The 21,515-nt window shown below is 72.8% G+C and carries 21 protein-coding genes; 11 read left to right on the forward strand and 10 right to left on the reverse strand.

Annotated elements, in window-relative coordinates; all coding sequences use genetic code 11:
• The first annotated feature begins 96 nt into the window (after nt 1-96).
• The 7 genes from B7P34_RS27620 to B7P34_RS27650 all read left to right on the forward strand — a co-directional run bounded on the left by B7P34_RS27620 (nt 97) and on the right by B7P34_RS27650 (nt 9,258).
• Nucleotides 97-1,089 carry an aldo/keto reductase gene (locus tag B7P34_RS27620; RefSeq protein WP_353620271.1) on the forward strand — a complete coding sequence of 331 codons (993 nt, stop codon included), beginning with the start codon at nt 97-99 and terminating at the stop codon, nt 1,087-1,089.
• Nucleotides 1,090-1,266: 177 nt separating this feature from the next.
• Nucleotides 1,267-3,009 carry a GH3 family domain-containing protein gene (locus B7P34_RS27625; RefSeq protein ID WP_106680876.1) on the forward strand — a complete coding sequence of 581 codons (1,743 nt, stop codon included), beginning with the start codon at nt 1,267-1,269 and terminating at the stop codon, nt 3,007-3,009.
• Between the two features lie 18 nt (nt 3,010-3,027).
• Nucleotides 3,028-3,906 (forward strand): alpha/beta hydrolase, encoded by an 879-nt coding sequence (locus tag B7P34_RS27630; protein WP_106680878.1) that lies wholly within the window; start codon nt 3,028-3,030, stop codon nt 3,904-3,906.
• The gene (locus B7P34_RS27635; protein ID WP_106680880.1) at nt 3,899-5,137 is read left to right on the forward strand and encodes an enolase C-terminal domain-like protein; all 1,239 of its coding nucleotides are present in this window, start codon (nt 3,899-3,901) and stop codon (nt 5,135-5,137) included. The genes B7P34_RS27630 and B7P34_RS27635 overlap by 8 nt, the downstream gene beginning before the upstream one ends.
• Before the next feature lie 3 nt (nt 5,138-5,140).
• Nucleotides 5,141-6,889: a thiamine pyrophosphate-binding protein gene (locus B7P34_RS27640; RefSeq protein WP_106680881.1), complete on the forward strand. Its 1,749-nt coding sequence runs from the start codon at nt 5,141-5,143 to the stop codon at nt 6,887-6,889.
• Between the two features lie 66 nt (nt 6,890-6,955).
• On the forward strand, nt 6,956-7,858 hold the full coding sequence (locus B7P34_RS27645; RefSeq protein ID WP_106680883.1) for an FAH family protein: 903 nt from the start codon (nt 6,956-6,958) through the stop codon (nt 7,856-7,858).
• A gap of 2 nt (nt 7,859-7,860) precedes the next feature.
• Complete coding sequence (locus B7P34_RS27650; RefSeq protein WP_106680884.1) at nt 7,861-9,258, forward strand: hypothetical protein; 1,398 nt, start codon at nt 7,861-7,863, stop codon at nt 9,256-9,258.
• Here the strand turns inward: B7P34_RS27650 and B7P34_RS27655 are convergent.
• Nucleotides 9,164-9,526: an ArsR/SmtB family transcription factor gene (locus B7P34_RS27655; RefSeq protein WP_106680886.1), complete on the reverse strand. Its 363-nt coding sequence runs from the start codon at nt 9,524-9,526 to the stop codon at nt 9,164-9,166. The two genes, B7P34_RS27650 and B7P34_RS27655, sit on opposite strands and share 95 nt — an antisense overlap.
• A 141-nt stretch (nt 9,527-9,667) precedes the next feature.
• Here B7P34_RS27655 and B7P34_RS27660 point away from each other — a divergent pair, with 141 nt between their 5' ends.
• The 3 genes from B7P34_RS27660 (at nt 9,668) to B7P34_RS27670 (ending at nt 12,427) form a co-directional block, all read left to right on the forward strand.
• On the forward strand, nt 9,668-11,107 hold the full coding sequence (locus B7P34_RS27660; RefSeq protein WP_106680887.1) for an MFS transporter: 1,440 nt from the start codon (nt 9,668-9,670) through the stop codon (nt 11,105-11,107).
• A 202-nt stretch (nt 11,108-11,309) separates the two neighbouring features.
• Nucleotides 11,310-11,717 (forward strand): 5-carboxymethyl-2-hydroxymuconate Delta-isomerase, encoded by a 408-nt coding sequence (locus B7P34_RS27665; RefSeq protein ID WP_106680889.1) that lies wholly within the window; start codon nt 11,310-11,312, stop codon nt 11,715-11,717.
• Nucleotides 11,714-12,427, forward strand: a complete 714-nt coding sequence (locus B7P34_RS27670) for an SDR family oxidoreductase (protein ID WP_106680891.1) — start codon at nt 11,714-11,716, stop codon at nt 12,425-12,427. The genes B7P34_RS27665 and B7P34_RS27670 overlap by 4 nt, the downstream gene beginning before the upstream one ends.
• A gap of 141 nt (nt 12,428-12,568) precedes the next feature.
• Here B7P34_RS27670 and B7P34_RS27675 read toward each other — a convergent pair whose 3' ends face one another.
• From B7P34_RS27675 to B7P34_RS27710, 8 genes are all read right to left on the reverse strand, one after another.
• Nucleotides 12,569-13,384, reverse strand: coding sequence for a VOC family protein (locus tag B7P34_RS27675; protein WP_106680892.1), 816 nt, complete (start codon nt 13,382-13,384; stop codon nt 12,569-12,571).
• A gap of 60 nt (nt 13,385-13,444) precedes the next feature.
• A complete protein-coding gene (locus B7P34_RS27680) occupies nt 13,445-14,725 on the reverse strand; it encodes an MFS transporter (RefSeq protein ID WP_106680894.1) in 1,281 nt (426 codons plus the stop codon).
• 49 nt (nt 14,726-14,774) lie between these two features.
• Nucleotides 14,775-15,446: a class I SAM-dependent methyltransferase gene (locus B7P34_RS27685; RefSeq protein WP_106680896.1), complete on the reverse strand. Its 672-nt coding sequence runs from the start codon at nt 15,444-15,446 to the stop codon at nt 14,775-14,777.
• Nucleotides 15,443-16,075: a serine O-acetyltransferase EpsC gene (epsC, locus tag B7P34_RS27690; protein WP_223268296.1), complete on the reverse strand. Its 633-nt coding sequence runs from the start codon at nt 16,073-16,075 to the stop codon at nt 15,443-15,445. The genes B7P34_RS27685 and epsC overlap by 4 nt, the downstream gene beginning before the upstream one ends.
• Nucleotides 16,072-16,692: an NADPH-dependent FMN reductase gene (locus B7P34_RS27695; RefSeq protein ID WP_189383088.1), complete on the reverse strand. Its 621-nt coding sequence runs from the start codon at nt 16,690-16,692 to the stop codon at nt 16,072-16,074. The genes epsC and B7P34_RS27695 overlap by 4 nt, the downstream gene beginning before the upstream one ends.
• A complete protein-coding gene (locus B7P34_RS27700; RefSeq protein WP_106680899.1) occupies nt 16,689-17,957 on the reverse strand; it encodes an ATP-grasp domain-containing protein in 1,269 nt (422 codons plus the stop codon). Before B7P34_RS27700 ends, B7P34_RS27695 begins: the two co-directional genes overlap by 4 nt.
• Nucleotides 17,954-18,901, reverse strand: a complete 948-nt coding sequence (locus B7P34_RS27705; RefSeq protein WP_223268297.1) for a PLP-dependent cysteine synthase family protein — start codon at nt 18,899-18,901, stop codon at nt 17,954-17,956. The genes B7P34_RS27700 and B7P34_RS27705 overlap by 4 nt, the downstream gene beginning before the upstream one ends.
• A 416-nt stretch (nt 18,902-19,317) precedes the next feature.
• Nucleotides 19,318-20,238 (reverse strand): AraC family transcriptional regulator, encoded by a 921-nt coding sequence (locus B7P34_RS27710; RefSeq protein ID WP_106680902.1) that lies wholly within the window; start codon nt 20,236-20,238, stop codon nt 19,318-19,320.
• 93 nt (nt 20,239-20,331) lie between these two features.
• On the opposite strand from B7P34_RS27710, the gene B7P34_RS27715 reads away from it, so the two are divergent.
• Nucleotides 20,332-21,204, forward strand: coding sequence for an NmrA family NAD(P)-binding protein (locus B7P34_RS27715; protein ID WP_106680904.1), 873 nt, complete (start codon nt 20,332-20,334; stop codon nt 21,202-21,204).
• A 130-nt stretch (nt 21,205-21,334) separates the two neighbouring features.
• On the opposite strand, the gene B7P34_RS37695 is transcribed toward B7P34_RS27715, so the two are convergent.
• Nucleotides 21,335-21,515: hypothetical protein (locus tag B7P34_RS37695; protein WP_189383090.1), on the reverse strand; the 181-nt coding region annotated here is incomplete at its 5' end.

A 21,515-nucleotide genomic window follows, 5' to 3' on the forward strand; every position in this document is an offset into this window, starting at 1 on the left:
CACCCCTCGCACCCCTCTCACCCCCACACCCCCTCTTCATCGCGCACCCCTCACCAAAACCCCTTCTGCAACCCCTTCTGTGAAACGGAGAAGCACGTGCTGGAACACCGCAAGCTCGGTCGTCAGGGCCTTGAGGTAGCCGGGATCGGCCTCGGCTGCATGGGCATGAGCCAGTGGTACGGCGCCACCGACGACACCGAGTCGGTGGCCACGATCCACCGGGCCCTGGAGCTCGGCGTCACCATGCTCGACACCGCCGAGGCGTACGGCCCGTACGACAACGAGGAGCTGCTCGGCAAGGCGCTCCAGGGCAAGCGCGACCAGGTGGTCATCGCCACCAAGTTCGGCTTCCCCATGAAGATGAAGGACGGCTCGACCGCCAAGGTCAACAGCCGCCCCGCGCACATCCGGGAGGTCGTGGAGGCCTCGCTCCGCCGGCTGCGCACGGACCACATCGACGTGCTCTACCAGCACCGCGTCGACCCCGAGGTGCCGATCGAGGACGTCGTCGGCACCATGGCGGAGCTCGTGGAGCAGGGCAAGGTCCGCTACCTGGGCCTGTGCGAGGCCGGCGAGAACACCATCCGCCGCGCCCACGCCGTGCACCCCCTGTCCGTGGTGCAGAGCGAGTACTCGGTGTGGGAGCGCAACCTGGAGGACGGCGTGCTGCCGGCCCTCCGCGAGCTGGGCATCGGCCTCGTCGGCTTCTGCCCCCTCGGGCGCGGCTTCCTCACCGGCGCCGTCGACCGCGCCGAGAACTACCCCGAGGACGACTTCCGCAGCCACGACCCGCGTCTCCAGGGCGAGAACTACGACCACAACATGGCGATCGCCGCGAAGATCAAGGACATCGCGGGCCGCCAGGGCCTCACCCCCGCCCAGCTCGCCATCGCCTGGGTGCTGCACCAGGGCGACGACATCGTGCCCATCCCCGGCACCAAGCGCCGCACCTACCTGGAGCAGAACCTGGCCGCGGCCGACGTGACGCTCGGCGCCGAACTGCTCGACGAGATCGCGGACACCGTCGCCTCCGCGCAGGTGGCCGGCCCCCGCTACAACGAGAAGATGATGGCCTTCATCGATCGCTGATCCCCACCGATGACACCGCCCCGGCCGTCGCTCCCCTCTCTCCCCCCGGACGGCCCCGGCGGCGCATCCCCCTGACCCGAGCACCGGCGGACTCCCCCTCCGCCGGTGCTCGCGTTTTTCCACCACCCTCGCCCGCTCACTCCCTCACCCAGCCGACCCATGCGGAGAGAAGCAGACATGCCCAAGACGGATCCCACGCCGGACTCCCGGACGGACTCCAGGACGGACTCCAAGAAGGACTCCACGAAGGCCTCCACGGAATGGCAGAAGCACTGGAAGGCGCGCCGGGGCCGCTTCATCGAGGAGTGCCGCCAGGCCCACGAGCGCCTCCTGGCCGACCTGAAGTGCCCCACCACCGCGCAGGACCGCGTCCTCGCCGACATCATCGGCGTCAGTGCGGCCTCCCTGCACTGGAAGGAGCACAACTACGACGTCCTTGCCTCGGACAAGGCGTCGTTCCGCAAGGTCCTGCCGATCATGCGGTACGACGACTTCGCCGAGGTCATCGAGCGGGAGACGCGCACCAAGGGCGGCACCCTCACGTGCAGCCCCGTGCTGCGCTGGCTCAAGACCAGCGGGACCACCGGCACCCCCAAGCGCGTCCCGTACACGCTGCACTGGCTGCTGACCTACCGCATCCCGGCGATGATGGCGATGTGGGGCACCTACCTGGAGCACCACCCCGAGCTGCTCGCCCACCCGTACGCGACGCTCGACACCCAGACCGTCCGCGAGGACGTCAGCGACTTCGTGCACGGCGTCGAGCACCAGGCCGTCAGCAACCGGCACCCGCAGATCAACACCCGGGACTGGAACCCGCCGTGGTACGAGGCCCCGTGGTTCGGCCCGGCGACGCCGACGTCCCACGAGGGCCGGATGTACCACCGCATCCGCCACCTCCTCGGCAGGAACCTCCACTACATCTCGTCGATCAACCCCAGCACGCTCATCTCGCTGCGCGACCTCATCGAGGCGCACGGCAAGAGCCTGGTGCGCGACCTGCGCGAGGGCACGGTCGACGGCGAGCCGTGGGGCGAGCCCGACCCGGCCGCCGCCGACCACCTGGCGGCGGTGCTGGAAAAGCCGGGTTTCAGCCTGAAGGACGTCTGGCCCTCGCTCACGCTCTACAGCTGCTGGCTGTCGGCCTCCGCGGGGCTCTACCAGAGCAAGCTCGACGCGGTCTTCCCCGGCGTCGCGAAGCTCCCGTTCATGAGCTGCGGCACCGAGGGCGTCACCACCATCCCGGTGGACGACACCCCGCACAGCCAGCCCCTCGCGATCAGCCAGGCGTTCTTCGAGTTCGTCCCGGCCGAGGTGCCGCTGGGCGAGCTCGTCGAGCGGGGCGAGCCCGTCGAGACGCTGCTGTTCGACGAGGTCGAGGCCGGCCGCGACTACCACCTGATCATGTCGCAGGGGAACGGCCTCTACCGGCTGTGGACCGGCGACATCTACCACGTCGACCGCATCGAAGGCGGTACGGGCGGCGTGCCGTGGATCCACTTCGTGCGGCGCGACGGCGTCTTCCACTCCTTCACCGGAGAGAAGATCACCGAGGCCCAGGTGACGCAGGCGATCGAGCAGGGCGTCGCCGAGCAGGGCCTCGACATGGGCCTCTACATGTGCGGCCCCAAGTGGGGCGAGCCGCCGCACTACGTCGCCCTGGTCGAGAGTCACGGCAGCGACAAGGGCGTCGACGCCGAGCTGTCCGGGCGCATCGACGAGGCCCTCAAGACAATCAACATCGAGTACGCGTCCAAGCGGGACAGCGGGCGGCTGCGGCCCATCGAGGTCGTCACCGTGCCGCACGACGCGATCAACGCGTACGTCGAGGGCCGCCGCGCCGCGGGCAACGCGACCCAGTACAAGTACAAGCCCTTTCAGCAGGACATCGACTTCGTGGCCGACATCGTCGGCGACTGACCCGGAAGAGGCATCGCCATGCTGGAGCTCAAGCGCCCCCCGCAGAACACCCGCAAGGAGATCACGTACGTACGGCGCGACGGCGCGGACCTCGCGCTGCACCTGTGGCGCCCCAAGAACCTCAAGGGCGCGATCTTCTATTTCCACGGCCTGCAGAGCCACGCGGGCTGGCTGTGGGAGGTCGGCCCGCAGTACGCCGACAACGACATCGCGTTCTTCGTCCTCGACCGCCGCGGCAGCGGCATCAGCGACGGCGAGCGCCATGACCTCCCCGACGCGGAGACGATCCTCGCCGACTACGCGGCGGCCCTGGCCACCGTGCGCCGCATCATCGGCGAGGACACGCCCCTGCAGCTGTTCGGGCACTGCCTCGGCGGCTCGTTCCTCGCCGCGCTGATGCACCACCCGGAGTTCGACGTCCCCTACGACTCGGCGGTCTTCTGCTCGTCCTGGCTCGGCAAGCTGCACGCCACCCTCTCCGAGGAGCAGCGCGCGGCCCTGGCCGCGGATGACGGCACCGAGCTGTGGGACGCCGGCCTGAAGTCCGCGGACTTCACCGACAACGTCAAGTACCAGCACTACATCGACCACGACGACCTGGCCGTGAGAGCGCTGACCCGGCGCTCGCGGGCCACCCTCCTGGAGCTGGAGAAGCTCTACCTGCAGCCGCGGCGCGAACTGCCCGACGTGCCGGTCAGCTACGTCTCCGGGCTCACCGACCCGATCGTCGACCTCGACGACGCCCACAAGACGTTCATCGAGATGACCAACGGGCGCGGCGGCATCATCAAGCTGCCCACGCACCAGCACTACCTCTACTACACCGACGTCCGGACCAGCCTCGTCACCTGGTCGTCCACGTACGCCCTGATACCGGGCCTGGACCACCATGGATGAGGCGCTGCTCCACCACGCGGCGCTGCCGATGCAGGTGTCCTTCGACCACCCCGCGGCGCGCCGCCGCCGGTCCGACAGCCTCGTTCTGGCGCTGACCTCCGGCGGGGTGACCGGGCTCGGCGAGTGCGCCCCCCGCCCGTACGTCACCGGCGAGACCACGGCCGGCGTCCGCGCCGAGCTCCAGCGCGTGCCCATGGCGCGGCTGCTGGAGCGCCTGCGGACCACCGGCGGCTCCGGAAGCTCCGGCGGCTCCGGCGGCTCCGACAGCTCCCGCAGCGAGGAGCTGCTGGAGCTGCTGCGCCGGGACGGCTTCGCCCGGACCTTCGGCATCACCGGCGGGAACAACCTGATCTGCCTGCTGGAAACCGCGGTCCTCGACCTCCTGGGACAGCGGCTCGGGCGCGGCGTGGGCGAGCTGATCCGCCCCGCCGGGCCCGGCCCGTCCGGCGACGGCCGGGAGCCGCTGCCCGTCTCGCAGGTCATCGACCTGGGGACCGGCGTCGAGGAGTTCCTGGCGACCCGCGGCCCGTTCCACTTCGTGAAGGTCAAGGCGTCCGCCGACATCGAGCGCGACGCCCGCACCGTCACCGCGATCCGCGAGGCCCTCGGGCCCGGCGTCCCCGTCATGGTCGACGCCAACATGAGCTGGACCTACGACGAGGCGCTCGGCAACATCAAGCGGCTCGCGGACTGCGGCGCCGGGCTCATCGAGGAGCCGCTCCGCAAGGGCTCCTGGGACGAGCTGCGCGACCTGCGGCGCGGCACCGGCGTGCCGATCATGCTGGACGAGTCGCTGTGCTCGCTCGACGACGCCCGCACGGCGGTGCGCACCGGCGCCGCCGACGCGTTCAACATCCGCGTCGCCAAGTGCGGCGGGCTGCTGAACTCCGCGGCGATCATCGACTTCGCCCGGGAGCACGGCATCGCGTTCCAGATCGGCGTCCAGGTCGCCGAGACCGGGCCGCTGATCGCCGCGAGCCGGCAGCTCGCCTTCCGGCACCGGGACGCGATCACCGTCGAGGCCGGCCAGTCCGACCGCTTCTTCGAACAGATGATCGTCACTCCCGCGCCCGCGGTGGACCGCGCGGCCAACACCATCTCGCCCGCCGAAGGCGCCGGGTTCGGGATGGCCCTCGACGACAGCGCCCGCGCATGGGCCGTGCTCCGCCACGCCCCGGACACCGACCGGTGGCAGCCCGTGGGCGGCGGCGGCGAAAGCTACGAAGGCTGAGGCATGAGCAAGTACTTCTCCGACCTGATCGTCGAGTTCCTGCACCAGCAGGGCATCGACCACGTGACCTTCAACCCCGGCGCGTCCTTCCGCGGCGTCCACGACTCCCTCGTCCACGAGGACAACGCGGAGATCGCCCCGGAGATCGTCATGGCCTGCCACGAGGAGATCGCCGTCGCGATCGCCCACGGCTACCACAAGGCGAGCAACCGGCACATGGGTGTCTTCGTGCACGCCAACGTCGGCCTGCTGCACGCCTCGATGGCCGTCTTCAACGCCTGGTGCGACCGCGTGCCGCTGTTCGTCCTCGGCGGCAACGGGCCCGTCGACGCGGGCAAGCGGCGGCCCTGGATCGACTGGATCCACACCTCGCAGAACATCGAGTCCGTGGTCAAGGACTACGTGAAGTGGTGCGACCAGCCGATCGGCCAGCGGGCCACCGTCGAGTCCCTCTACCGCGCCTTCAAGCTGATGAACACGCCGATGAAGGCCCCGGTCTTCGTGGCCCTGGACTTCGACGTGCAGGAACAGCCCGTCGAGGACGGTGTACGGCTGCTCCCGGCGTCCGCCACGGCCGCGACCGAGCTGCCCCCGCTGGACGCCCACGCCGCCGGCGGCCTCGCGGCCCGGCTGCGGGACGCCCGCCTGCCCGTCCTGATCACGGACTTCTCCGGCCAGGACCCCCGGACCGTGGCCCCGCTCACCGCCCTCGCCGAGACCCTCGGCCTGGCCGTGATCGACCGCGGCAACCGGCTGAACTTCCCCAGCACCCACGAGCTCAACCTCTCCGGGGCGGACGCCGGCTTCCTCAAGGACGCGGACCTGGTGCTCGCCCTGGAGGTGCAGGACCTCGTGGGCGCCCTCGGCTCCTTCCTCGACCTCGACGACCAGGGCCGGCCCGCGGGCGGCGCCCACGTCGTCACCATCGGCGCGAACGACCTCCTCACCAGCAAGTGGGCCGCGGACTACCAGCAGTTCGTGCCCGTCGGGCAGGCCGTGGCCGCCGACGCGCTGGGCAGCATCACCGCCCTCCGCGAGGCCGCCGAAGCCCCCGGCTTCGCCACCCCCGCCTTCACCGAACGCCGCGACGAGCGCGTCAAGCAGATCTCCGCCGCCCACACCCGCGCCCGCCTCACCTGGGCCGAACAGGCCGAGGAGGCCAAGGGCAACGAGATCATCAACGTGGCCGCGGCCGTCGACGAGATCCACCGCGCCGTGCGCGACGAGACCTGGATCCTCGCCAACACCGGCAGCCTCACCATCGACGGCTGGGTGAAGAAGCTCTGGCCCCTGGAGCGCCCGCAGAGCTACCTCGGGCTCAACGGCGGCGGCGGCCTCGGCTACGGCCTCGGCGCCTCCGTCGGCGCCGCCCTCGCCCACAAGGACGACGGCAGCATCGTCATCGACCTCCAGTCCGACGGCGACTTCCTCTACACGCCCAGCGCCCTGTGGACGCTCTCCGCGTACGACGTGCCGCTGCTCACCGTCGTCATGAACAACCGCCTCTACCTCAACTCGACGCAGCACGCCCAGCGCGTCGCGGGCAACCGCGACCGCGACATCGACCGCGCGCACATCGCGACGAGCTTCTACGACAACCCCGTCGACTTCGTCAGCCTCGCGCGGTCGTACAACGTCCACGCCCTGCCCCGGGTCGAGGCCGTCCGGGACATCGCCCCGGCCGTTCGCGAGGCCGTCGCGTACATCAAGGCCCACGGCAAGCCGGCGCTCGTCGAGATCCTCATGGAATAGCCGCACCGCGCACTCCCCCCCTGTCTCCCCCTCTCCCCCACCGACGTCCTTGGAGGGCGTTCCGCCGTGACCCAGTTCTTCGCATGCACGTACCAGGGCGAGCGGCTCGTCGGCTTCGACGAGCCCGCCGACGGAGCACCGCTGCACCTCTACCGCGCCGGCGACGACCACGGCGCGGCGCTCGCCGCCGCGGGCTTCGACGCCGCCGCGTTCGCCGCCGCCGCGCAGGCGGCCGGCCCCGCCGTCACCGTGCCCGCCGACCGCCGCCACGAGATCCGCCACCTCCCCCCGCTGCTCCCCACCGAACTGGGGAACGCGCTGGTCAGCGGCTTCATGCAGACCCACAACGTCAAGGTCTCCCAGGAGGCCGCGGAGGACGGCGGCGAGCGCCCGCAGCCCAACTGGTTCTTCAAGGGGCTCGGCACCTCCCTCCGGGTCTCCGGCGACGAGCTGACCGTCCCCGCCGCGGCCGTCGCCGTGTGCGAGGAGGCGGAGGTCGTCCTGATCTACGTCGACGACGAGCAGGGCACGCCCCGCTACGTGGGCCACACCTTCGGCAACGACCTCACCGACATCGGCCGCTTCAAGCGCAACAACGGCCACCTCTCGTACGCGAAGCTGTGCGACGCGGCGGTCTCCCCCTGGTTCTTCGCCGCGGAGCCGCCGCGCTCCGTCACCGGCAAGGTCTCCGTGGAGCGGGACGGCGTGACCGCCTGGGAGGGCGGCTTCACCACCGGCACCGACGCCCTGGCCTACCGGCTCGACGACATGATGGAGCACCTCTTCGCCTACCCGCCGCTGCACCACCCCGGTCGCGTGCACTACGTCTTCATCGGCGCCGACCGCAGCAGCTTCCACGCCGGCTTCCGCATCGCGCACGGCGACCGGCTCACCATCGACGTCACGAGCCACGGCGTCGCCCTGACCAGCACCATCTCCTGGGACGGCGCAGAACGGCGGGTGGACTGACCATGGAGCTCATCCGCAAGCTCAGCGACGTGGAGGCGTCCTTCGCGTACATGCACGCCCTGCTGAAGGGAAACACCCAGGTCACCACCTGGATGAGCATCGACGCCCCGCTCGGCGCCGCGGAGCTGGGCGACGCCGTCCGGCGCTGGGCGCGCCGCCTGCCGCTGCTGCGGGCGCGCATCGAGGAGCGGGACGGCTCGCTCTGGTTCGCCGCCGGGCCCGGGCCCGGCCCGGAGCAGCTGCGCCACGGACCGGTGCCCGCCGGGCACTCGCCCGAGGACCTCCTGGCCGAGGAGCTCAACGACGTCCTGCCGACGGGCGGCGCCCTGTGGCGGCTACGGGCCGCCACGGACGAGCAGGCGGGCGTCACCCACCTGTACTTCACGCGCAACCACGCCATCTCCGACGGCCATTCGACCGGCGGCACCCTGCGGGTGCTCCTCGAAGAGCTCTTCGGCGCCCCGCGGAACGCCGCGCCCGAGCCCTTCTCCCGCAACGCCGACGAGCTGACGTACACCGCACCCGCGCCCGGCGCGGAAGGCCTGCGGACCCTCCCGGACGCGCCCGGGCCCGTGCCCGGCATCCCGTTCGCCGTGCGCGCGCCGTGGGAGGAGCGGGGCACCGCCTTCGTCCCCGCCGACCTGTCGTCCGCCGGGTCGGAGGCCGTGAAGCTCTACTGCCGGCGCCGCGGCCTGACCGTCAACCAGTTCTTCGCGACGGCGCTCGCCGAGTCCTTCGCACTGGCCACCGGCCGCGACGAAGTGGAGTTCTTCACCGCCGTGTCGCTGCGCCGCCGCTACGCCGAGGAGGAGTCCCTGGCCGACCTGGGCTGCTTCATCAGCGTGGCCCGGGCCCCGCTGCGGCTCGGCGGCGGGTCGTTCAAGGAGCACGCCGAGGCGTACCGGGACGGCTTCCGGGCGGCCGACGCCGCCTGGCGGCCGCAGGCCCGCCCGCACCACGAGATCCGGGCCGCGGTGGCGGCCGCGGCGGCCGCCGACAGCGCCCCGGGCATCTGCATCACCAACGTGGGCCCGGTCGACGCCTCGCTGGGCGCGCACGCGGGCCGGGTCACGGGGTTCCGCACGGTCGTCAACCGCACCGGCGCCAACTACGGGCTGGTGCTGCACCTTTCGACGTTCCGCGGGGCGTTCGGCCTGGCCCTGTCGTACGGGACGCCGAGCGTGGACCCGTCCGTCGCCGAAGGCACGGCGAAGCTGCTGCGCGAGCGCCTCGCCCTGGCGGCGGGCGCGGCCTCCGGCGAGGATCCGCGCCCGCGCCGTCCCTACGGCTCCGTGACCATCCCCGCTACTCAGGGCCTCCGCCCGGTGCCTGCTGCTGCAGGACGAGGGCGAGCAGCCCGGGGAACCGCTCCTCGAACTCGGCCCGGCGCAGCCGGTTGATCCGCTTGGCGCCCGCGTCGCGCTGCTCGATGAGCCCCGCGGAGCGCAGCACCGCGAAGTGATGGCTCAGCGCGGCCTTGCGGACCGGCACGTCGAAGCTGCCGCAGGTGCGCTCCCAGTCGTCACTGGCCGCCAACTCCCGTACGAGCGCGAGCCGTACGGGATCGGACAGCGCCGCCAGCGCGGTCTCCAGGGGCACGTCCCGGGGATGGACGTGCTCCGGTGGCGTGCGGTGCGGCGCCGGAGCCGCGACGTTTCCCTTGGTCATAACGGCCTTTCTGACGAAGCGATTGCAAAGTGTTCGATGATCTGCGTACAGTCTAGTTGTTCGCCTCGCATCGAACAGTCTATTCGCGTCGAGCGCCCCCGACCCTCCCCACACCCGTCCGACCGACCTTTAGGAATAGGCATGTCCCAGAGTGAACCCAGTACTGCGAAAAGGAAGCTGTCGCTGCTCGCGGCCTGCCTCGGGTTCGTCGTCGTCATCCTCGATGTCAGCGTGGTCAACGTCGCCACCGACGCGCTGAGCAAGGACTTCGGCGGCAGCCTCTCCGGGCTGGAGTGGGTGATCAACGGCTACACCCTCACCTTCGCCGCGTTCCTGCTGTCCACCGGATCGCTGGGGGACCGCTTCGACCCGAAGCGGATCTACCAGGTGGGCTTCGCGCTCTTCGCCGTCGCGTCGTTCGCCTGCGGCGCCTCCACCACGCTCGTCGCACTGATCGTCTCCCGCGTGGTCCAGGGCCTGGGCGCGGCGATGATCGTCCCGTCCTCGCTGTCGATCGTGAACAAGTCGTTCCCCGACGCCGGCGAGCGCGCCAAGGCCGTCAGCCTGTGGGCCGCGGCGGGCGGCCTCGCCCTCGCCCTCGGCCCGGTGGTCGGCGGCGTCCTCATCGACCAGCTCGGCTGGCGCTCGATCTTCTTCGTGAACGTTCCGATCGCCGTCGTCGGCATCTGGCTCACCCAGGCCAACGCCCCGGCCACCGTCCGCGCCGCCGACGCCCCGCGCCGCTCCTTCGACCTGCTCGGCCAGGTGCTCGCCGTGGTCGCGCTGGGCACCTTCACCGCCGCCATCATCGAAGCCAACGGCCGGGGCTGGGGCTCGGCGTTCGTCATCAGCAGCCTCGTCGTCTTCGCCGTCGCGACGATCGCCTTCATCGCCGCCGAGAAGCGCAGCAGCGACCCGATGCTGCCGCTGCACCTCTTCGGCCGCAAGGCGTTCACCTCGACCTCGCTGATCGGCGTCCTCGTCAACTTCGCCTTCTACGGCCTGATCTTCGTCTTCAGCCTCTTCTTCCAGTCCGTCTGGGACTACTCGCCGATCGTCGCCGGCCTCGCGTTCCTCCCGATGACCGCCGCGATCATGACCGCCAACCTGTCCTGCGGCCCGCTCGCCAAGCGCTACGGCGCCCGCGCCGTGCTCATCACCGGCAGCTCCCTCGCCGCCCTGGGCTACCTCGGCACCCTCCCGGCCGTGCACTCCGGCTCGTACTTCGCCATCATCGGCCAGTTCCTGGTGGCGGGCTTCGGCATCGGCCTGGTCGTCCCGGCCATGACGAACGCCATGCTCTCCGCGGTCGACTCCGGCAACGTCGGCATCGCCTCCGGCGTCCTCAACGCCTCGCGCCAGCTGGGCGGCCTCATCGGAGTCGCGATCATGGGCCTGATCGTGGGCGACGCGAAGTCGGACGCCTTCACCTCCGGGCTGCAGACCGCCCTGGGATGGGCCGTGGCGGCGCTCGTGGGCTGCGCGCTGCTGAGCGCCTTCGGCATCCACCGCGCCGCGAAGGCCGCGACCGCCCCCGCCGCCGCCCCGGCGGGCGCCAAGGCCGCCGTCCCGGCGAAGTAGCCCGCCCCCGCGGGAGCGCCCGCGGAAACACTCGCGGAGACGCCCGCGGGAACGACCAGCACCACCCACAGACCCGGAACCGCCGGCCCCGCGCCGGCGGTTCCGTCATGCCGGCGTATCCGCCGTCGGTAGATGCCCACGCGGCACGAAAAGGAGGAGGTATACGCCGGCATCACCAGTGAGACACGAGAAAGGAATCGGCATGCCGCACCTCATGCTCGAACACTCGGGCAACATCCGTGAATCGGTCGACGAAGCCGGCCTGTTCAGGGAACTGCATGCTGCGCTCTCGGAAGTCGGCGGCTTCCGTGTCCAGGACTTCAAGAGCAGGGTCGTCCGGCTGAACGCCTACATCGGCGACGGCACGTACGAGCAGGCGTTCGTCAACCTCGACATCCGCACGTTCGCGGGCAAGACCGCGGACACCAAGCGCCTCATCAGCCAGGAAGCCCTGCGCGTCCTGGGCCGGCACTTCCGGCGGACGATGACGGAGACCTCCTGCGACATATCGGTTCAGATCACCGAGCTGAACCGTGAGAGCTATTCCCGCACCCGATCCGAGGACCTGGCCCCCCAGGTCCCCGTCCTACAGGAGAGCACCACACCGTGAGCACCTACCAAGGAAAGCGCGTCCTCGTCGTGGGAGGGAGCTCGGGCGTCGGCCTGGCCACCGCCCGGCGGTTCACCGCAGAGGGCGCCCTCGTCACCATCGCCTCCCGCTCCAAGGAGAAGATCGACGCCGCGCTCGCCGGCCTCGGCGCCACCGCGACCGGCCAGGTCCTGGACATCACCGACGACGGCGCGGTCGAGGCGTTCGCCGGCACCGCCGGCACGTTCGACCACGTCGTCATCACGGCGGCGGACACGCCGATGGGCCGGGTCGACACCCTGCCGCTCGACGCCGCCCGCGCCGCGATGGACAGCAAGTTCTGGGGCGCCTACCGCCTCGCCCGCGCGCTGCGGATCGACCCCACCGGATCGCTGACCATCGTCTCCGGCTACCTGTCCGTACGGCCCGGGAAGGCGGCCGCGCTGCAGAGCGCGATCAACGCCGCGCTGGAGGCCCTCGTCCGCGGGCTGGCCCTGGAGTACGCGCCGCTGCGCGTCAACGCCGTCTCCCCCGGCCTCATCAGGACCCCGCTGTGGGACGCCCTCCCCGCGGAGAACCGCGAGGCCATGTACGAGGCGGCCACGCAGCGGCTGCCCGTCGGCCGCGTGGGCGAGCCCGAGGACATCGCCGACGCGATCCTCTACGTGGCGGGCAATCCGTACACCACGGGCACCACGCTGTTCATCGAGGGCGGCGGCGCGATCGCCTGACCCCGGCTGCGGCCCGGTCTCCGGGACGGGCCGGTCTCGCGCAACCCGGCAGCCTGCTCCGCTCCACGGCTGCTGTCCGCGCGTTCCGGCCCGTCCGGCGGCACCCGGACCACTTCCGTCCGTAACTCACGTCTCGTCGACTCACCTCTCGTCCGTGAGCTCCGGCATCTTCCCCGTCGTCGCCCCCAGGTCGATGACGGCGAACGCCGCGCCCTGGGGATCGGTCAGCGCCGCGAAGCGGCCGAAGGGGCTGTCCATCGGGCCGAACTTGAGCTCGCCGCCGCGCTCCGTCGCCTTGGCGACCGCCACGTCGCAGTCACCGACCGCGAAGAAGACCTGGATGTGCGGAGGCACCTCCGGAGGGAACTCCTCGCCCATCGCCATCCGGCCGAGCACCGGATCGCCGCCGAGTGTGAAGAGCTTGAAGTCGATCTCCTCGTCGTCGGTGTCCGCGTCGCCCGCGATGCGCTGCACGCCGAAGGGGAAGACCGCCGGGAAGAAGGCGTCGGCCTTGTCCGGGTCGCGGGTGAAGACCTCCGCCCAGCAGTACGCGCCGGCCGCGCCGCGCTTCTCGAAGCCCTCGTGGGTGCCGGCCTGCCAGACGCCGAAGGCGACGCCCGAGGGGTCGCGGGCGAGGAGCATCGTGCCGAAGCCGCCCACGGTCATCGGCTCCATCAGCACCTCGCCGCCGGCCGCGCGGATCTTCGCGGCGGTGCCGGCCGCGTCGGGGGAGGCGAAGTACAGGCACCAGGCGGAGTGGCCCCCCTGGCCCGGCATCGGCGGCACCACGGCGGCCACCGCCCTGCCGTCCGCGTACGCCTGCGTGTAGTCGCCGAACTCCGACGCGCTCTCGCCGAAGGTCCATCCCAGGACGGCACCGTAGAAATCCTTGGCCGCCTCGACGTCCGCGAACATCGCGTCGGCCCAGCACGGCATGCCCTCTGCTTGCGCGGCCATGGCTCCGGCTCCTTCCGGGGCTGCTACGCCCCTCGCACCCCCTGGGTTCCCGTAGCCACGCTAATCACCCGGGACCGCGCCCGCACGGGGAGCGCGCAGCGCCACCAGCCCCACGACCGCCGCCGCGGCCACCGCCACCAGCCCGCACGCCAGGATTCCGGCCCGCGCCCCGTAGTGCTGGACCACCCAGCCCACCACCGGGCCGCCGATGGGCGTCCCGCCCGTGTAGACGAGCATGTAGAGGCCCATCACGCGGCCCCGCATCGACGGGTCCGTGTTCAGCTGCACCAGCGCGTTCGCCGTGGTCGCAAACGTCACGCTCAGCAGCCCCACCAGCACCATCAGTGCGCCGAACCACCAGACGCCCGGCGCCGCCGCCGTCAGCGCCTCCAGCACGCCGAAGGCCGCCGCCGTGCCCGTCATCACCACCGCGCTGCCGCTCCGCCGGCGCGCCGACAGCAGCGCCCCCACCAGGGCCCCCAGCCCGACCGCCGTCGTCAGGAAGCCGAACTCCTTCGCGCCGCCGTCGAAGACGTTGTACGCGAAGCCCGACAGCAGCGTCGGGAAGTTGAAGCCGAAGGTGCAGACGAAACCGACCAGGACGATCGGCCGGACGAGCTGCGGATGCTCCCGCACGTGCCGCAGGCCCGCACGGACCTGGCCCTTCTCGCGCGGCGCGGGCTTCGCCGGGAGCAGCTCGGACGCGCGGACCGCCAGGAGGGAGGCGATCACCGCGAGGTAGGAGACGGCGTTGAGGGCGAACGCCCAGCCGCTGCCGATCACGACGATCAGCGGGCCCGCGACGGCCGGGCCGAGCAGCCGGGCGCTCTGGAAGTTGACGGCCCCCAGGCTGACCGCGTTCGCGATCCGTTCGGGGCCGACCATCTCGGGGACGAACGTCTGGATCGCCGGGTTGGCGAACACGTTCATGAGGCCGAGCAGGAACGCGAAGACGTACACGTGCGCCACGACGACGGCGTCGGTCAGCGTGAGCACGGCCAGCGCCGCCGCGAACAGGCCCATCGCGCCCTGCGTGGCGAGCAGGATCCGCCGCTTCGGATACCGGTCGGCGACGACACCGCCGAACAGGCCGAACAGCAGCACCGGCAGGAACTGCAGCGCCGTGGTGACGCCCACCGCGAACGTACTGCCCGTGAGGTGGAAGACCAGCCAGTCCTGGGCGACGAACTGCATCCACGTACCGGAGTTCGAGACGAACTGCCCGAAGAAGAAGTAGCGGTAGTTGCGCACGGCGAGCGACGCGAACATGCGGCTGCCCGTCTTGGCGGGGGGCGCGGGGGCGGCGGTGGTCAGGGGCCCCTTGGAGGACGGAACGGTCATCAGTACCCAACCCTTGGCGGCTGTACGGGTTTACGTGTCGGCACGGGCCTCAGGCGTCGCGGCGCGCGAGGACCAGCAGGTAGGCCAGGCCCGGCAGCTCCCTGCGCACGGTGCGGACGGCGATCACGGAGAACCCCGCGCCCGACAGCAGCTCCCTCGCCTCCCGCTCCGTGAACCAGCGCGACAGGCGGCCGTCCTCGGCGCGGTTGAGGACGCCCTCGGCGAGCTCCTCCGCTGTCGTGAACAGGCTGACGGCCAGCAGCCCGCCGGGGCGCAGCCGCCGCCGTATGTTCGCGAGGTATTGCGCGTAGTCGGCGGGGTCCTGGTGGTGGAGGACGCCGTTGTCGACGGCGGCGTCGTAGGTGCGGCCGGCCGCCATGTCCGCGAAGTCGCCGGCCTCGAAGGACGCGGCGGCGCCGTAGCGGCGGGCCAGGGCGTCCCAGTCGGGGAGCCGGACGAGGTCGACCGCGGTGACGCGGTGACCGGCGGCCAGCAGGAGCTCCGCGTCCCGGCCGCGTCCCGCGCCGATGTCGATGACGCTGCTGCCCGCCGCCAGCTCCCCGCAGAGCAGGGGCACCAGCTCGCGCATGGCCGGCTCCTCGCTCCAGGAGTCCGCGCCGTCCTCGTAGCGCCGGACGAAGGCCTCGCGGAGGACTTCGCGGTAGGGGCCGGCGGTGCCGGCGCCGTCAGCCGCGCCGTCGTGCTGGTTCGTCGTGGTCACTGGCCGCTTCTCTTCCTCTTCGCTTCCGTGCCGCCGGCCCGTGTCAGGACCGGCCTGCCCTTCGGACGGATCTCGCTCCTGGGGGCGCCCACCCGGCTCCCGGGCGGGACGTCCGTCGTCACCAGCGCGTGCGCGCCGACGAGGCTGTCGTCGCCGACGCTCACCGGGCCGAGGACGGAGGCGCCCGCGCCCACCACGACCCGGTCGCCGAGGGTGGGGTGGCGCCGCTCGCCGGGCAGCCGACGGCGGTCGCGCCACCAGCCGACGGCGCCGATGGTGACCTGGTGGTAGAGGGTGACGTCGTCGCCGATCACGGCGTCCTCGCCGATGACGACGGCCGCGGCATGGTCGATGAACAGCCGCCGCCCCACGCGCGCGCCCGGGTGGATGTCGACGCCGCCGGACAGGAAGCGCCCGGCGAGCGACAGCACGCGGGCCGTGACCCGGTGGCCCCGCGCGTGCAGCCTGCTCGCGGGCCGGTGCAGCCACAGGGCCGGCAGGAAGGGCGCCAGGAGCGCCTCGGCCCGGCTGCGGACGGCGGGGTCGCGGCCGGCCACGACCTCCAGGTCCTCGCGCAGGCGGCGCAGGGGGCCCGGGAGGCCCGTACGGGGAATCGTCCTCGTCCTCAAGCCGCCGCCCCCGCCCGGTCCTCCAGGGCGCCGGCGCCGCGCATCGCGCGCGTGAACACCGCCAGCTGGTCGGCCAGTTCCTCGCACCGCGCGTGCACCGGCCCCGCCTCGTCGAGCGTCCGCCGACCGCTCGTGAAATCCCCTGCGGGATTCCCCGCGAAGTCCGCGGTCACCGTGCTGACCTGCAGCGGCACCGCCCACCCGCCGAGCGCCTTCACCACCTGCCGCAGCTGCTCGCAGGCGCCGGCCGAGCCGCGCGGCCCGCCCGCGTGCGACACCAGGGCCACGGCCCGGCCCTCGAAGGCGTCGCGCGGCAGCAGGTCGACGGCGCTCTTGAGCAGCCCCGAGTAGCCCGAGTGGTAGACGGGCGTCCCCAGGACCAGCGCGTCGCTCGCGCGCACCGCGTCGATGAACTCGCGCGCCCGCGCGACGGGGTGGGGCTCGGGGCTCCAGTAGTGGCCGGGGTGGCTGGGCGGCAGGCCGAGCTCGGCGAGGTCCGCCAGGGAGGTCTCGGAGCCGCGCCGCTCCAGCAGGCGGCCGACGTGGGCGACCAGCGCCCGCGTGTGGGACCCGCGGCTCGGGCTCCCGGCCACGCACAGCGTACGGAAACGGGTCACGCGGCCCCCTCCGGGCCGTCCTCGACCCTCACCCGCACGAGGGCGTGCGCCTCTTCCGCCGCCTTCCTCGCCCCGGCCGCCGTGCCGGCCGTCGTGATGAGGAAGCCGAGCCGGTCGAAGTTGTCGCGGGCCGGGCGCACCGGCTGCCCCGGGCGCGCGTGCAGCATCACCTCGGCCGTCCCGGGGGCGCCGCGCGCCGCCTCCGCGTCGATGCCGGCGAGCACGCCGGGCGCCGGGGCGGTGATCGCCCGGATGCAGCCGGCGCCGTGGGCCGGGGAGGGCGACGGGCTGCCGCCCAGGGCGAGTTCGATGACGTCGTGGTAGATGTTCCGGCCCAGCACGTAGTTGATCATCGTGGGGACGTAGCCGCCGATGAGCCGGCCGTTGATCTCGATGATCTGCGGGCCGTCCGGCCCGAGGACCACCTCGGTGTGGGTGTGCGCGCGCCGCACGCCGGCCGCGGCGAGCGCGCCGGTGACCACGCGCACGACGGCCTCGCGGACGTCGTCGGCCAGCTCGGCGGGGAAGCAGCCGCCCAGCTCGACCGGGTGCGGCGCGGGGGCCGGCACGCGGTCCACGCAGCCGTACGGGGTGCTGGTGCCGTCGACGGTCACCATCTCGCAGCTGACGACCGGGCCCGGCACGTACGCCTCCAGCAGGGCCACGCCGCTGCCCGCGACGCCGCGCCCGTACGAGCGCGCCCCCGCGACGGCCGCGGCCAGCTCGGCCACCTCGGCGGCGTCGTTCGCGACGCCGACGTGGAGGGAGCCGAAGCCGTCGGCCGGCTTGACCACGACGGGGTAGCCGAGCTCGGCGGCCGCGGCCACGGCCTCCTCGGGCGTCACGGCCCGCCGGAATGCGGGCTGCGGGACACCCGCGGCTGCCAGGAGCTCGCGCACGGCGTGCTTGTCGCGCAGCCGCCGCATGACCGCCGCGCTCTCGAAGGGCAGGCCGAGCGCCTCGGCGACCTCGGCCGTGGCCGGCAGGTGGCCCTCGCTGAGGGCCAGCAGACCGTGCACGGGGTGCTTGCGGTGCAGGGCGCCGATGACGTCGAGCAGGCAGCCCGGGTCCGTGGTGGGCACCCCGGTCAGCAGCCGGGCCGGCGTCCGCAGCGCCTCCTCGCCGCCCTCCGCGGCGAGGTACGGATCGAGGGAGTGGGCCACGAAGGTCACGTCGTGGCCGAGCGCGCGGGCCTCGGCCACGATCTTGAACCCGGCGGTCGGGGTCGTCTCGACGAGGACCAGGTGCGCGGGAGATTTCCTCATCGTCCGAGCCGCTCCCACTCCTCGGGCGTCCCGGCGTCGGGGAACACGGTGACGACGGTCGCCGACGGCGGCAGCGCGGCGGCGACCTCCCCGGCCGCCAGCCAGTTGGCGGCGGCCGAGCTGCCGATCCGCAGGCCGGTGAGGTCGTGGAACTCGCCCATGGCGGCGAAGGCCCGCGGGTACGAGACGGTGCGCTGCTCGGTCTCGTCGTCGTACAGCGTCACGAACGGCTGCCGGATGCCGTGGCCCATGCCGCCCGAGCCGGCGTACTTCCGCCGCCCGTTGGGCGGCTGCTCGCTGCCGTAGGGCAGCTCGGCGGGCGTGACGCCGACGGCCCGCACGGCGGGGAACCGGGCGCGCAGGGCGCGCAGCACGCCGACCAGCGTGCCGCCGGTGCCGATCGAGGCCACCCAGGCGGCGGGGGCGCGGCCGCCGAGCTGCCCGATCAGCTCGGCGCCGGTGGTGCGCTCCTGCAGCAGCACGTTGGCGGGGTTGCGGTGCTGGTAGAGCAGGGTCCACCCGGGTTCGGCGGCGGCGATCCGCAGGGCCTCGCGGACGACTTCGAGGAAGCCGCGCTCCTTGTCCACCAGGTCGACGCGGGCGCCGCGCCCGGCGAGGGTGTCCAGGAGGCTGCGGGGGCTCGCCGAGGAGAGGACGAAGCGGGCCGGGACGCCCAGGTCGGCGCAGAGGCGGGAGAGGGCGTTCGCGAGGCTGCCGCCGGAGTACTCCAGGATGCGGAGCTCGCCGAGGGGGCGGGCGCCGTGGCGCTGCAGGACGCTGCCGAGCAGGGCGTGGGCGACGCGGTCCTTGATGGAGCCGGCCGGGTTCTCCCACTCGCACTTGGCGAGCACGGTGGCGCCGCCGCGGGGGCCGGGCACCTCGATGAGGGACGTGTTGCCGAGCTCCTGGCCGAACTTCGCGTACGCGGGGTGCCGCTCTGCCACGGCCGCGGTGTCCAGGGCGGCGCGGGCGGGGTCCAGACTGCCGGGTGGGTAGGGCGCTTCGAGTGGTTCGGGCGCTGGGGAATACGTGGTGTTTCCGGCCTGATGCACCGTCAGCCTCCCTGAGCGATTTACGCGTTCACATGCACGTTCCAAGGCAGCGCGATCACCCTAGGTGAAGGATCGCTCACATCGACGAGGGATGTGACGTCCCTCACTTCTCGATGCGGAAGATGACTTATTACTTCCTTCGAGGAAGGCATGTCCGGGCAGGTCGGAAGGCGAATCGGACGCTTAACTTCCGCTACGTGGGAGGGAGTTAGAAGCCGTTGTCGCGGAATGCTGATGCCCCACCGGCCGTGAATTCCGGCCAGCGGAGCCGTATTCCGATGTTTACGCCACGGGTATCGGGGCGCCGTTCACCCGATCCGGCCGGCGAGATCCGGCCGGCCGGCTGCCTGGCGAGCGGCCCCGTCCCGGTACTCGCTCGGGCTCATCCCCCGCACCCGCTTGAACGCCGCGCTGAAGCCGAACGGATCGGCGTAGCCCACCCGGCGCGCCACGGACGCCAGCGTCGTGCCGGGCTCCCCCAGCAGGTCCGCGGCGAGCGTCATCCGCCACTCCGTGAGGTACGCGAGCGGCGGCTCCCCCAGCAGCTCGTGGAAGCGCTTCGCGAAGGTCGAGCGCGACACGCCCGCGACCGCCGCCAGGGACACCAGCGTCCACGGCCGGTCCGGGGCCTCGTGCAGGGCCCGCAGCACCGGGCCCACGACCTCGTCGCCCAGCGCCCGGTACCAGGCCGGCGACGCCGCCTCCGGGCGGTCGAACCAGTCCCGCAGCGTGCACACCAGCAGCCAGTCCAGCAGCCGGTCGACGACGATCTGCCGGCCCGGCAGGCCCGCGGCCAGCTGCGCCTCCAGGTACGTGCGCATGGCGGAGCAGTCGTGCTCGTCCGGCACGACCAGCAGCGGCGGCAGCACCCGCAGCAGGCGGCGCGGCACCTCGCCCGGGACGCGGTACGCGCCCGCCATCAGCACGGTGCTGCCGTCCACGCCTCCCGCACCGCTGCAGGAGACCTCCCGCACGAGCCCGTCCGGCGCGCCCGGATCGTCCGTGAACACGAACGGCTCCGGCCCGCGGACGATCGCCACCTCGCCCTGCGTGACGTGCCGCGACGTGCCGTCGGCCAGGACGATCCAGCCCCCGCCGCGCAGCGGGGCGCACAGCGTCAGGAAAGCGTCGTCGGTGAAGCGCAGGGCCCACGGCGGCGACAGCACCGACCCGCCGAAGACCGCGCCGTTGGCGCGCACGCCCCGCAACAGATCATCGAAAGGGTCCATGGCCGCACGATATGCGGGCCGTTGCACGCGCGGACATGCGGCACGGACGATCACCCATGGGCGGGGGCGGCGGCCGGCGGATTGGCTGGCCCCATGCAGAACACCAACCCCTCGCACGCCGCCTCCGTCCTCGTCCTCGGCGCCACGGGCAAGACCGGCCGGCGCGTCGTCCGCGCCCTCCGCGCTTCGGGCGTCACCGTCCGCGCCGCCTCCCGCTCCGGCGAGGTCCGCTTCGACTGGACCGAGCCCGCCACCTGGGCCGGCGCCCTCGCCGGCGCCTCCGCCGTCTACCTCATCGCCCCCGACGAGGGGCACGACGCCGTGCCCCGCTTCGTCGACCGGGCCGTCGCGGCGGGCGTCAGCCGCTTCGTCGTGCTCTCCGGCCGCGGCATCGAGGACGTGGGCGAGGACTTCGGGCGCGGCATGCTCGCCGCCGAGGAGGCCGTCCGCGCGTCCGGAGCGGAGTGGGCGGTCGTCCGGGCGAACAACTTCTTCCAGAACTTCGACGAGGACCTGTGGCGGCAGCCCCTCCGCGACGGCCGCCTCGCCCTGCCCATCGGGGACGTCCCCGAGCCGTTCATCGACGCCGACGACGTCGCCGAGGTCGCGGCGACGCTCCTCACCCGGCCCGCCGCCGAGCACGCCGACGGCGTGTACGAGATCTCCGGGGCGCGCGGCCTGACCTTCCGCGAGGCGGTCGCGGAGATGGCGCGCGCGGCGGGACGCGCGATCGACTTCGTCGAGCTGACCCCGGCGGAGTACCACGCCGAACTCCTCGCCGCGGGCGTCCCCGAACCCGCCGCGCGATCCCTGGGCGCCCTCTTCGCCCTCCACCGCACGGGCCGCACGGCGAACCCGGTCCCCGGCGTCCGGAACCTCCTGGGCCGGGAGCCGTCCGACTTCACCGCGTATGCGGAGAGGGCGGCGGCGACGGGCGCATGGGAACGGGATGCCGTACGCCCCTGAGCCCGGCTCAGCGCCGCCGGACAGGCGGTCGCGGGTTGCTCAGCGCCGCGGCGGAGGGGAAAGGGGCCGGCACGGCCGAAGCGACCCCGCCGCGGCGGAGGGAGATCACCGGCCTCGGTAGGACACGGGCTCACCCCCGCTGGGCGGGCGAGGCGCCGCTCACCACCCTCAGCAGCGCGGCCCAGCGCGCCGCCCGCGCCCCCGCCGCACGCGCGGCCAGTTCGCGCGTCGTCGGCGCGTAGGGCGCGCCGAGGATCTCCAGGGAGTCCAGGACGCGCGCCGCCGCACGGCCCCGGCCGGTGACGGCGTCG

The sequence above is a fragment of the Streptosporangium nondiastaticum genome, assembly GCF_003011965.1.
In the GTDB taxonomy this organism is placed as follows: domain Bacteria; phylum Actinomycetota; class Actinomycetes; order Streptomycetales; family Streptomycetaceae; genus Streptomyces; species Streptomyces nondiastaticus.